At 45.5% G+C, this 12380-nt stretch carries 9 protein-coding genes; all 9 read right to left on the bottom strand.

Translation table 11 applies throughout. The features are described from left to right. Positions 1–105 precede the first annotated feature (105 nt). Positions 106–363, bottom strand: a complete 258-nt coding sequence (locus K245_RS28130) for a HipA domain-containing protein (RefSeq protein WP_051284442.1) — start codon at positions 361–363, stop codon at positions 106–108. A gap of 31 nt (positions 364–394) precedes the next feature. Continuing rightward, positions 395–946: a HipA N-terminal domain-containing protein gene (locus K245_RS25520; protein ID WP_051284441.1), complete on the bottom strand. Its 552-nt coding sequence runs from the start codon at positions 944–946 to the stop codon at positions 395–397. Next, the gene (locus tag K245_RS0119210) at positions 947–1195 is read right to left on the bottom strand and encodes a helix-turn-helix domain-containing protein (RefSeq protein WP_027360498.1); all 249 of its coding nucleotides are present in this window, start codon (positions 1193–1195) and stop codon (positions 947–949) included. Positions 1196–1416: 221 nt separating this feature from the next. Further along, positions 1417–1746, bottom strand: coding sequence for a hypothetical protein (locus tag K245_RS25515; RefSeq protein ID WP_051284439.1), 330 nt, complete (start codon positions 1744–1746; stop codon positions 1417–1419). Positions 1747–1789: 43 nt separating this feature from the next. Next, complete coding sequence (locus K245_RS25510) at positions 1790–3049, bottom strand: MFS transporter (protein WP_035277686.1); 1260 nt, start codon at positions 3047–3049, stop codon at positions 1790–1792. Further along, the gene (locus K245_RS25505; RefSeq protein ID WP_035277684.1) at positions 3050–4543 is read right to left on the bottom strand and encodes an efflux transporter outer membrane subunit; all 1494 of its coding nucleotides are present in this window, start codon (positions 4541–4543) and stop codon (positions 3050–3052) included. It lies immediately after the preceding gene. A gap of 69 nt (positions 4544–4612) precedes the next feature. Continuing rightward, positions 4613–7744: a multidrug efflux RND transporter permease subunit gene (locus K245_RS0119190; RefSeq protein ID WP_027360497.1), complete on the bottom strand. Its 3132-nt coding sequence runs from the start codon at positions 7742–7744 to the stop codon at positions 4613–4615. Continuing rightward, positions 7744–10857, bottom strand: coding sequence for an MdtB/MuxB family multidrug efflux RND transporter permease subunit (locus tag K245_RS0119185; RefSeq protein ID WP_027360496.1), 3114 nt, complete (start codon positions 10855–10857; stop codon positions 7744–7746). Before K245_RS0119185 ends, K245_RS0119190 begins: the two co-directional genes overlap by 1 nt. Further along, entirely contained in the window at positions 10854–12056 is a 1203-nt protein-coding gene (locus tag K245_RS0119180; RefSeq protein ID WP_027360495.1) for an MdtA/MuxA family multidrug efflux RND transporter periplasmic adaptor subunit, read from the bottom strand. The genes K245_RS0119185 and K245_RS0119180 overlap by 4 nt, the downstream gene beginning before the upstream one ends. Between the last annotated feature and the right edge of the window lie 324 nt (positions 12057–12380).

Genomic DNA, 12380 nt, shown 5'->3' with positions numbered 1-12380 from the left:
CCCATATTCGGACAGGAATTCGTGAATACTCTTTCCTTTTTGAAATTGGATCATATTTTTTGCCATGCTACACCTCCATCATATCTGGATAATCTTTCACATGCCTTAAGATAAGCATGGCGGAGTAAAAATCGTAATCAAATATTTTAATGCAGGTGGAATCTTGAGAGCCTGGCACATATCTTCTTGGGGAAGTCTTATCATCCATGAATGATCATCAGCCCATCTACGGTCAAAGCGTTTTACAATCAGAGCTTTGATATCTTCAAAATGTCCGATTTCTGCGTCTGCAACCGGGATTCCGTAGTCCTTCAAGATTAGATGACAGAGCCATTCATTTTCAACGCTGTCAGTAAGATCCATGCCACTGTGAACTATTCTACCAATCGGAAGTTTAAAATGTGGCTTGTAGGCGTAACTCCAAGAGGACGATGCCATCTCCAGTCATCTTAAGAAGAGCTGTCTTTTCCTGAGCGCCTGCAATGGATATTCTGAAATCATCATCTTTCATTCCAAGAGGCATGGTAGTGTAATTACGGAGGATATCAGCAATCTGAGCCTCTGAGACTTCATCAGCCTCAATACGCCTTACATCAATAATTTCAGCATCATCAGGAAGAAGCTGTATGGCTCCTACACAATCACGACCAACATGCCAGAGGAGATCAAAACACCTGTTGCTCTTAGCCCTAAATCTTGTTTGGATTCTGCTTCTTACAGGCTGACTGTCCGGAAGAAGATTGTCGAAAAAGCTGTCAACCATATCTCCTGCGTAAGCTTTTTGAGATAGTGGCATTGACAGTGATAAAGGTCGTGCCCTGTCTGAATGTATCCAGGAATCACTGTACTCAAAACTCAGCATACCTGTTGAAAGTCTTGTAAGGCAGCCTACTTTAAGACCATTCATAAAAACATAGAGATCAGTTGTTATTCTTGGTCTTCCCATCTACCAGCTGTCTCCTTCGACTTTTTCATTTTTTTGACAAGGCTGTATAACAAGTTCAAGATCAAGAGCTGCAAGAAGACGGAAAAGAGTATTCAGCGTTGTTCCAGGATTACCCTTTTCAACCTTGGAGATGGTATGCTGTTCCATGCAGACCTGATGCCCCACTGCTTTTTGGGTAAGGCTTTTCTTCTTGCGCTCAGTCCTTAAGGCAAGTCCTAAACTTTCAGGTGAAACAAGTCTGTGGGTCATTATCACTCCTTATCCATGAAGCTGAAGTTTCAATTATGTCAGTCACCGACCACCGGCAAAGCCGGTGGTCGGTGACTAACAAAAGAATTAACTGTGCGCATTGAGGTTTTAACACGTGAAGTTCATAATAAATTTGTAGATAACAACGAAAATAAAACCTAAAGAGCTAATTGCAAATATATCAAAAAAATGTAACCATTGCATATGTCTGATTTCAGCTGTCAGAAAACAGTATAGACTACTACAAATCCAGCTACCACCAAACATGTGATTGATAACAAAAACACAATATCAATAGCGTTAGTCCATTTTTCTATGTTTTCAGACTGCAGATGTCTAAGAGCAAAAAAAATCAGGTAGCAAACAACAAGAAAGCCAATTGATGACATAAGAAACAGATCATCAGCTATTGATTCTATTTTTGTACTTGCTATTTTTATATTGGCGATACCAACAAGAGCTAAACTGAGTCCTGCTAAAGTTCCGCTAGTGGAGAGGATAGAAAGCAAAAATTGTTGCAGATCTTTCTTATTATTCACATTTTTAAGCATATATTGTCCCTTATTGAAAATGAGCGAGGAGGTCTCCTCCTTATTAGTAAGTCTTTATGATGCCAATTTTCTCATATACAGGCCTGATCATTTTCCTCAGATCTGGAAGTTTTCTGGAAAAGACGGCTGAACAGATCATGCAGCAGACTCCTCCAATGAAAAGAGTTTTAGGAGCGCCAATATGACTGGCAAGCGTACCAGCCCACAGGCTTCCGAATGGAGCCATGCCGATAAAGGCCATTGTGAAGAAACTCATTACCCTGCCGCGCTTATCATCATCAACTATTGTTTGAAGAATTGTATTGCTTGCGGCCATTTGAACCATCATTCCAAATCCTGCCCAAAATAGCATTGTCATTGAAAGCCACAGAACACTGGATATGGAAAAAAAGACAAGTCCGCAGCCAAAGATCAGAGTTGCTGAAGCTATAATTTTACCAAGTCCAAGAACATCTTTTCGTGATGCAAGAAACAGAGCGCCGCAGAGAGCCCCGACTCCTGAAGCTCCCATGAGAAATCCAAGTGTATGAGGTCCTCCATGCAGAATATCGCTTGCGAAAATCGGCAGAAGCACCATGAACGGCACACCTGTAAGACTAACAAGACCAAGTTGCAGTATGATTACCTTGATTGGCATAAAACCGAACGCATAATTAAATCCTTCCCTAAGGCCTTTCAGGGCTGATTTCTGATCGGAGCTAATTCTGCTCTTTATGTTTTTCATAAGAAGCAGAGAAATAATCACTGCCACATAACTGGCCGCATTTGTAAAAAAGCAGATTTCTTCGCCAAAAGCAGCAATCATGATGCCTGCTATCGTAGGGCCTATCATTCGGGCAACATTAACCATTGAGGAATTAAGGGCTATGGCGTTTCCAAGAAGGGATTTGTCTTCCACCATTTCAATTACAAAAGACTGGCGAGTTGGAATATCAAAAGCGTTGACAAGGCCAAGAAAGAGGCTGAGTACAGGTATGTGCCAGACCTTGATGTAGTCAGTCATAAGGAGAATTCCCAAGGTGAGAGCCTGAATCATGGAAAGTGCCTGTGTCAGGATGATCAGTCTGTGCTTGTTTATCCTGTCTGCAAGAACTCCGGCAAAGGGCGCCACAAAAAATGAGGGAATCTGGCTACAGAAGCCGACAACGCCTAAAAGTGCGGCTGAATGTGTCAATCTGTAAACCAGCCAGCTCATTGCAGTCTGTTGCACCCAGGTTCCTATCAAGGAAATCCCCTGGCCTGCCATGAATAGCCTGTAGTTTTTTGAAGACAGGGCACGGAAAGTAGCTTTTGCACGGTTCAATTAAGGTTTGCCTTGTTTTGTGTTTTCATAATCTGCCTCATTTGCTGTTTGCATATTATCTGGTGCATTCAATGCAGCAGAATTCCATCCTCCGCCCAGAGCCTTCACTAAAAGTACACTTGCGGCCATGCGTCTACCGCTTATGGATGTAGCTGTTTTTTCATTTGAAAGCTTTACTGTCTGGGAAATTATGACATTCACATAACTCACTGTACCAGCCTTATACTGGTTTAATGAAACATCCAGCGCCTTCTGTGCGGACTTAACCGCATCATCCTGAACCTTTGCCTCTTCTTCCAGAATTCTTAAAGCAGCCAGATTATCTTCCACTTCCTGAAAACCAGAAAGGACGTTATTTCTGTAAGCTGCGACACTCGCATCGTAAACAGCCTGTGCCTGCTGGCTTTGGGCGCTTCTAAGTCCACCGTCAAAAACATTTCCACTTATCGAAGGCCCGAAAGACCAGAAATGGCTTGGCCAATCGAACAGCTTATCTATGGCTGAAGATTCATAACCTCCGCCTGCAGACAGCCTTATGGTTGGATAAAATGCCGCTTCTGCTGCTCCGATCTGGGCATTTGCGGCAGCTACATGCCTTTCTGCCGAAGCTATGTCAGGCCTGCGTTCAAGAAGTTCCGACGGCACTCCCACTGGAATTGGAGGTGGTGAAACTTCAAGCGGAGCAAATGCAAGGGAAAAATTAGATGCAGGTTGTCCTGTCAAAAGGGCTATGGCGTGTTCAAGTTGCGCCCTCTGAACTCCGATGTCAATCACCTGCGCCTGTGTACTTTTCAGCTGGGTCTCTGCCTGCAACACATCAGACTTTGAGACAACTCCGCTGTCGTATCTGTTTCTTGCCATTTCAAGGGATTTTTCATACAGCTCCACAGTTGAATCAAGAATTTTTTTCTGGGAATCCAGAGTCCTAAGCTGAAAAAAGTCCTGCGCCAGTTCAGCCTGTACACTTAGGCGTACGGCAGCAAGATCAGCTGCACTGGCCTGCTGACCGGCCTGACTCGCTTCCACTGTTCGCCTTATTTTCCCCCACAAATCAGCTTCCCATGAGATATCTGCGGGCAGCATAAAATCAGAATTTACAGTTCCAGTGGAGCCTTTGATATTTTCTGACTTCTGGGATCGGCTGAATGAAGCTCCGGCATTGACGCCTGGAAAATACCCTGATCTTGCAGCCTGAACAGCCGCTCTTGCCTGACGAAATCTGGCCTCGGCAGCCATTATATTCTGATTCGAGATGTTTACCTTTTCTTCCAGAGCATTCAGCTGCGGGTCATTAAACACCTTCCACCAGGCTTCTCCGATTGATTCATCATTCGGCTTCCCTATTTTCCAGCCCTTCATTTCCTTGAAGGAATCCGGCGACCTGGTTTCAGGCTTTATATAATCCCTGCCCATTGTGCACGCAGTGGTGGAGACAAGCAAGGAAAGCGATAATGCCAGTCTGAAAGAATTTCTGATTATATTGTTCTTTTTCATTGAATGTCCTTTATTAAATATCAGGTATCAATAGTCCGGCATACTTTATATGTCTCTGGCTCAATTGCTTTATTCACCGACTTCATCAGAAACCATGTCGGTATAAAGCTTTTTTTTGTTTTTCCTGCGCCGCTGGTCAGTCCACTGTCTTAAACGATCTATATAAAGATATACGACAGGAGTTGTATAAAGAGTCATCATCTGACTGAAAATAAGACCTCCAACAATGGAAATCCCAAGCGGCCTGCGCAGCTCCGATCCCACACCAGTTCCGAGGGCAAGCGGCATGGCGCCCAGAAGGGCAGCCATAGTTGTCATCATGATTGGCCTGAACCTTAGCAGACATGCCTGCCTGATTGCATCAACAGGATCCAGCTTTTGTTTTCTTTGCGCAGCCATGGCAAAGTCGATCATCATGATTCCGTTTTTTTTGACTATGCCGATAAGAAGCAGCACACCTATAACCGCTATTATGCTCATGTCAGTTTTAAAAATCATCAGGGCAAGAGCTGCACCAACTCCCGCGGACGGCAGGGTTGATAGTATTGTTATGGGATGAAGGTAGCTCTCATAAAGAACACCGAGGACGATATACACAGCCACAAGCGCAGACAGAATCAGCATCGGCTGACTGCTGAGTGATGCCTTGAAGGCTTGGGCGGTTCCCTTGAAATTTCCCATGATACTTGCTGGCAGACCTATTTCTTTTGTTATTTCTTCAATTGATGTAACTGCTTCGCCAAGAGCCACGCCAGGAGCAAGATTGAATGATATTGTCACAGACGGGAACTGGCCCTGATGATTTATCGAAAGCGCTGTGGAAGACGGTTTATAAGAACTGAAAGCGCTCAGTGGAACCATGACGCCCTTGTTTGAAGGGACATATATATCATTGAGGGTTTCAGGATTTTGCCAGAATTGGGGAGCCACCTCCATTATTACACGATACTGGTTAAGAAGCGTATAATTGACAGAAACAGGGCGCTGGCCGAAAGCGTCATAAAGAATTTCATCTATTGCCTGGGGGGTTATTCCCAATTTTGACGCTGTCTGGCGGTCGATTTCAATAGAAACCTGAAGCCCCTTGTTTTGCTGGTCGCTGTTGACATCCACAAGCATTGGGAGCGCACGCAACTTCTGCAGAACTTTTGGTCCCCATACGTTCAGTTCTCTGACATTATCTCCCTGAAGAGTATACTGGTACATGGCGTTGCTCATCCTTCCGCCTATGCGAAGATCTTGCACCGGCTGAAGAAAGGTGGCAGCCCCTGGGATTTCAGACAATTTTTTGCGCAGTCTTGCAATGATTCCAGTTAATGGCGTCAGTCGTTCTTCAAAGGGCTTCAGGGCAATAAACATTCTGCCTGTATTGGTGGTTGAACCTCCGCCGCCACCTCCGCCTGTAAAACCAGCCACATTTTCGACATCAGGATCCTTTCTTATTATATCAACAACCTGGGTTAGCTTTTCCTTTAATGCCTGAAACGAGATGTCCTGTGCAGCTTGGATATTTCCGCTTAAACGCCCTGAATCCTGCTCAGGAAAAAAGCCTTTTGGGATCTTTACAAAAAGGGCGATGTTGACGGCAAGGGTAATAACAGTAACTCCAAGCATGATCCTGTGATGACGAAGCGCCCAATTGAGACTCAGCTCATAACGACTGTGCATCCAGTTTAAAACAGCTTCGCTTGTCCTGTAAACAGGTCCATGTCCTTCGTTTGTCTCAGGCTTTAAAAGCCTGGCGCACATCATTGGCGTAAGTGTCAGGGATACAAGCAGCGACATCATGATGGCCGCTGAAAGAGTAACAGCAAATTCCCTGAACAGACGGCCCACCATTCCTCCCATAAGAAGAATGGGAATAAAAACAGCGACAAGAGAAGTACTCATGGACATGACCGTAAATGCGATTTCTTTTGTTCCTGTCAGGGCAGCCTGTAAAGGAGACATACCCTTTTCACGGTATCTGGTTATGTTTTCAAGAACCACTATCGCGTCATCCACCACAAAGCCGGTTGATATGGTCAGAGCCATGAGGGAAAGGTTGTCAAGGGAATAACCCAGCAGATACATTATCCCGAATGTTCCAATAATGGACACTGCTACCGCTGTCGCCGGAATAATCGTTGATCTGATGCTTCTTAAAAACCAGAACACGACAAGAATAACGAGAAGAATGGAAATAATAAGATTTTGTTCCACATCCCTCAGTGAACCACGGATAGGAGGCGTACGATCAAGAACCACAGACAGCTTGACTCCCCCTGGCAGCGATGACTCAAGTTGCGGGACCATGCTTCTGACTTTATCCACTGTCTCTATGATATTGGCTCCGGGTTGACGAAAAACTATGACCGATACAGCCGGAATTCCGTTTACCAGCCCGGCGGTTCTCAGATCTTCAACAGAATCCTGAACGTCAGCCACGTCCGAAAGCCTTACGGCTGAGCCTGATTTGTATGAAACAATCAAGGGCAGATACTGATCTGCGGTGCGGAGCTGATCGTTTGCCCTGATTTCCCATGTTCTGTCATCATTTGCCAGATTGCCTTTGGGCTTGTTGGCATTTGTATTAGAAAGCATGCTCCGGACAGCTGCAAGGCTGATTCCATACTTATTTAATGCAGTAGGATTGAGGTCAACCCTAACAGCTGGTAGAGAGCTTCCTCCAACATGGACCTGCCCTACCCCCTGAACCTGGGAAAGTTTTTGCTGGATAATAGATGATGCAACGTCATACATTTTTGCCGTACTCACAGTTTCGGATGTGAGGGAAAGAATCATGACCGGAGCATCAGCAGGATTAACCTTGCGGTATGTAGGATTATTCGGAAGGTTTAAAGGTAGAAATCCTCTTGCCGCATTTATAGCTGCCTGAACATCACGCGCAGCTCCGTCTATATTCCGGTCAAGATCAAACTGGAGAGTTATGCCTGTGGTTCCTCTGTAACTTGTGGATGTCATTTCCGTAACGCCCGCTATCTGACCAAGTTGTCTTTCAAGTGGAGCCGCTACAGACGTGGACATGGTTTCAGGATCAGCTCCTGGCAACGAAGCGGCAACGGATATTGTCGGGAAATCCACCTGGGGCAAGGGCGAGACAGGCAGCAAACGGAAGGCTACAATTCCGGCAAGAACAATGCCTATTGTTATGAGAGTTGTCGCTACTGGTTTTTTTATGAAAGGCGCCGATATATTCATTACTGATCCTGCCCGTCCATAAAAGTATTATCACGTTCGGCAGCAAGGCCTCGTCTGCGACGGGCCATTCTGTCAAAAGCGAGATAGATGACCGGAGTTGTGTAAAGAGTAAGAATCTGGCTTATTATCAATCCTCCAACAATGGATATGCCAAGTGGCCTGCGCAGTTCAGCTCCCATACCATGACTCATGGCAAGGGGCAGAGCCCCAAGCAAAGCTGCCATTGTCGTCATCATTATCGGTCTGAATCTCAGAAGACATGCCTGGTAAATGGCTTCTGAAGGTGATTTGCATTCCTCTCTTTCTGCGTCAAGGGCGAAATCCACCATCATTATTCCGTTTTTCTTCACTATACCTATGAGCAAAATTATGCCGATAATGGCAATAACGTTAAGTTCACTGCGGCAGAGCATGAGTGACAGAACAGCTCCAACACCGGCTGAAGGAAGAGTGGATAGGATGGTAACAGGATGGATATAGCTTTCGTACAAAACGCCAAGGACAATGTAAACCGTGATCAAAGCCGCAAGAATCAAAAGAGGTTCGTTGGTGAGGGATGCTTTAAATGCCTGGGCTGTGCCCTGAAAGCTTCCGTGTATACTGACAGGCATATTCATTTGCTTCGTTGCGTTTTCGATGGCAGTTACCGCATCGCCAAGAGCCACGCCTTTTGCAAGGTTGAAAGATGTGGTTACTGCTGAAAATTGCCCTATCCTGTTTATGACAAGTGGGCCTGTTGTTTCTGAGGCCTTTGCCACAGCGCTGAGCGGCACCTGCCCTCCTCCCGAAGAACGCAGGTAAATGGAACTGAGTCCTGAAGGATCCTTCTGGAATGCCGGTTTTGCCGCAAGAACAACCCTATACTGGTTCAACTCTGTGAAAATGGTTGAAACAAGGCGCTGACCAAAGGCGTCATAAAGAGAATCGTCTATCATCTGCGGTGTAATGCCAAAACGCGAGGCAGTATTTCTGTCTATATCAAGCACGACTTTCAGGCCCTTGTCCTGCTGGTCGCTGTTGACATCACGGAGTTCAGGCATTTCTGCAAGTTTTTCCACAACCTTGGGCGCCCAAAGATTAAGCTCGTCACCGTTGGGATCTTCCAGCGTGTACTGATACTGGGTACGGCTGACCTTGGCATCAACGGTCAGATCCTGAACAGGCTGCATAAAAAGTGTTATACCGTCTACTTTTGCAAGCTCGGGCTGAAGCCTTCTTATAATGTCACCCGCATTGATTTTTCGTTCTGAAAGCGGCTTCAGATTAATAAGGATTCTGCCGGAATTCAGGGTCGTATTTGTTCCGTCAACGCCTATGAAAGATGAAAGGCTCTCAACTGCCGGATCTTTTAATATCACCTTTGCAAGTTCCTGCTGGCGCTCGGCCATGGCAGGAAATGAGATAGATTGCCTGGCTTCTGAAATTCCCTGGATTAATCCTGTGTCCTGAACAGGGAAAAAGCCTTTAGGTACAATTACATAAAGCAGCACTGTAAGAACAAGCATTACCCCAGCAACCACAAGTGTGGCTGTCTGGTGTTTCATTACCCATTGTAGTGACCTGCCATATGCGGCAATGACTCTGTCAAATACCAGTTGGGAACCATGATAGAATTTCCCCTGTTTTTCCTCTGGAACATGTTTGAGAATCCTTGCACACATCATGGGGGTAAGGGTCAATGAAACAACTGCCGAAATAAGTATGGTCACTCCGAGGGTAATCGCAAACTCACGAAAAAGACGGCCAACAACATCTCCCATGAAAAGAAGCGGAATAAGAACCGCAATCAGTGAAACAGTAAGAGAAAGAATTGTGAATCCGATCTGCTTCGAGCCTTTGAGTGCAGCCTGAAGCGGCTCTTCACCTTCTTCGACGTAACGGGCGATGTTTTCTATCATTACAATGGCATCATCCACGACAAAGCCCGTGGAAATGGTCAAAGCCATTAATGTTAAATTATTAAGGCTGAAACCAAGCAGATACATCACTCCGAATGAACCGACAAGCGACAGCGGAACTGCCACACTTGGTATCATGGTTGCGGCAAAATTTCTAAGAAACAGGAATATAACCAAAACAACCAGCGCAACTGACAGAATAAGTTCAAACTGGACATCCTTCACAGATTCTCGGATGGTTGTAGTGCGGTCTGTTAGAACTGCAACTTTAATTGTTGGAGGAAGAGAACTCTGCAGCTGTGGCAGAAGTTTTTTAATGCTGTCCACAACCTCAATTACATTTGCGCCTGGTTGTCTCTGGATATTCACGATAACCGATGGCGACGTATTCATCCATGCGGCCTGATTCACGTTTTCAGCATCATCAACCACTTCAGCAACATCAGTCATCTTTATGGGCGCGCCATTTTTGTATACAACTATGAGTGACTTGTAATCCTTGCTTGAATATATCTGGTCATTCGCTCCAATAATGTAGGACTGTCGTGGTCCGTCAAAACCTCCCTTTGCCTGGTTCACATTTGCGGCTGTAATGGCTGTGCGCAGATCCTCAAGTGTCATTCCATAAGAAGCCAGGGCAGTCGGGTTTGCATGGATACGTACAGCTGGCCGCTGGCCTCCGCTTATGCTTACTAATCCAACGCCTGGCATCTGGGAAATTTTCTGAGCGAATCTCATGTCCGCCAGATCTTCTACCTTTGGCAATGGTAACGTATCCGATGACAGGGCCAGAGTCAGAATCGGCGCGTCCGCAGGATTAACTTTGCTGTAAACAGGAGGAGACGGCAGATCCTTGGGAAGAAAATTGAAAGCGGCGTTTATGGCTGCCTGAACCTGCTGCTCAGCCACATCGAGACTTAAATTCAAGCTGAACTGCATGGTTATGACCGAACTACCGTTGGAGCTGGCAGACGTCATCTGGGTGAGTCCCGGCATCTGACCGAACTGTTTCTCAAGAGGTGCGGTTACAGAAGATGTCATTACATCCGGGCTTGCTCCAGGATAAAAAGTACGAACCTGAATGGTTGGATAATCAACCTGCGGCAAAGCTGAAACAGGTAGCTGACGATAAGCGACAGCGCCTGCCAGGATTATGGCAATCATGAGCAGCGTGGTCGCAACAGGTCTTTTTATGAAAATACTTGAAAAATTCATTTATTTTGCTTTCGCGGAGGAGTGCCGCTGCTTTGCTCCTTCAGTTCAACCTTGCTGCCATCCTTCAGTTTTTCTGTACCATCGGAAACCACAAGCTCATCTGCCGAAAGCCCAGACGCGACAGACGTGTCGTTACCCTGGGGCGCTCCGGGTGTAATAGGGCGCATTTCGACGGTTTTGTCTTCTTTCACAACGTACACAAAAACGCCCTGGGTACTCCTCTGGATGGCCGAAGAAGGCACAATTATGGCATCATGCTTAGTATCCACAAGCAGACGGGCATTGACGAACTGATTCGGAAAAAGTTCATTTTTATCATTCTGGAATACGGCCTTGAGCTTTACTGTTCCCGTGGATGGATCGATCTGGTTGTCAATGGTAAGAAGCCTACCAGATGAGAGCTTCTGCTTCTGCTCTCTGTCCATTGCATCCACAGTCATACGATTGCCGCTTTTCATTTTATCAAGCACTTTTGGAAGACTGTCTTCTGGAATGGGAAAAACGACGCTGATGGGTTGAAGCTGGGTTATGACGACAAGTCCACCAGTATCATTTGCACGAATCATATTGCCTGCGTCGATGAGTCTAAGGCCGGTTCGACCGTTGATCGGGGCTGTTATGTGGCTGTATGTAATCTGGAGTTTTGCGTTGTCCACAAGACCCTGGTCTATTTTTACGGCAGCCTCATACTGGCGAACCAGCGTTTCCTGGGTGTCCAGCTGCTGTTTGGGAGCCGAGTCCTGTTTCCATAAAACGCGGTAACGCTCAAGATCTGTTTTCGCGTTTTTCAAAAGTTCCTGATCACGCATCATCTGGCCTTCAGCCTGACTGAGCTGTGCTTCAAAAGGCCTCGGGTCTATTGTGGCAAGTTGGTCATTCTTTTTTACCATCTGGCCTTCCTTGAAAAGAACCTCCATGAGTTGCCCGTCTACCCTGCTTTTTACTATCACCGTATTTGACGGGATAACAGAACCGAGACCTGTTAGATATATGTTAACATCCCCTTTTTTTGCAGGTACGGCTGTAACTGAAGTTGGAGGAGCTGGCGGCTTTTGGTCTTTTTTCTCTGCATCTTTCTCAGCCGCTTTGCTGGTCTGGGGCCCGATTCCAGCCGCTACCACAAAAAACAGTGCAGCTATTATGAACACCAATTTAAACCTTTTTATTGAGGGTCTGCCCCTGAAGATGTCTGTTCGCATTTTTATTCTACCTCCTTACGGATTTGATCTGGGAATGAAATTATTCCATCATAAATATTCAGTAAGTGGAAAACTTTAAAGAAAAACTGAATAGTTCACTTTTTATTAATCTGCTCAGTACAGCAACCTGCGTGCCATTAATTTTACATAATGTTTTGGCCTTGTACTTTGATAAAAACTAATTTGATTACGATTTTTACTCCGCCATGCTTATCTTAAGGCATGTGAAAGATTATCCAGATATGATGGAGGTGTAGCATGGCAAAAAATATGATCCAATTTCAAAAAGGAAAGAGTATTCACGAATTCCTGTCCGAATATGGG

This window comes from Desulforegula conservatrix Mb1Pa (assembly GCF_000426225.1).
Lineage (GTDB): Bacteria > Desulfobacterota > Desulfobacteria > Desulfobacterales > Desulforegulaceae > Desulforegula > Desulforegula conservatrix.
The sequence above is the reverse complement of the archived record's forward strand: the minus strand, read 5'-3'. Positions and strand labels throughout refer to the sequence as shown.

Coding starts and splice junctions, on each gene's coding strand:
- K245_RS28130 (WP_051284442.1), bottom strand. CDS start 363: ATGGATCTTACTGACAGCGTTGAAAATGAATGGCTCTGTCATCTAATC.
- K245_RS25520 (WP_051284441.1), bottom strand. CDS start 946: ATGGGAAGACCAAGAATAACAACTGATCTCTATGTTTTTATGAATGGT.
- K245_RS0119210 (WP_027360498.1), bottom strand. CDS start 1,195: ATGACCCACAGACTTGTTTCACCTGAAAGTTTAGGACTTGCCTTAAGG.
- K245_RS25515 (WP_051284439.1), bottom strand. CDS start 1,746: ATGCTTAAAAATGTGAATAATAAGAAAGATCTGCAACAATTTTTGCTT.
- K245_RS25505 (WP_035277684.1), bottom strand. CDS start 4,543: ATGAAAAAGAACAATATAATCAGAAATTCTTTCAGACTGGCATTATCG.
- K245_RS0119190 (WP_027360497.1), bottom strand. CDS start 7,744: ATGAATATATCGGCGCCTTTCATAAAAAAACCAGTAGCGACAACTCTC.
- K245_RS0119185 (WP_027360496.1), bottom strand. CDS start 10,857: ATGAATTTTTCAAGTATTTTCATAAAAAGACCTGTTGCGACCACGCTG.
- K245_RS0119180 (WP_027360495.1), bottom strand. CDS start 12,056: ATGCGAACAGACATCTTCAGGGGCAGACCCTCAATAAAAAGGTTTAAA.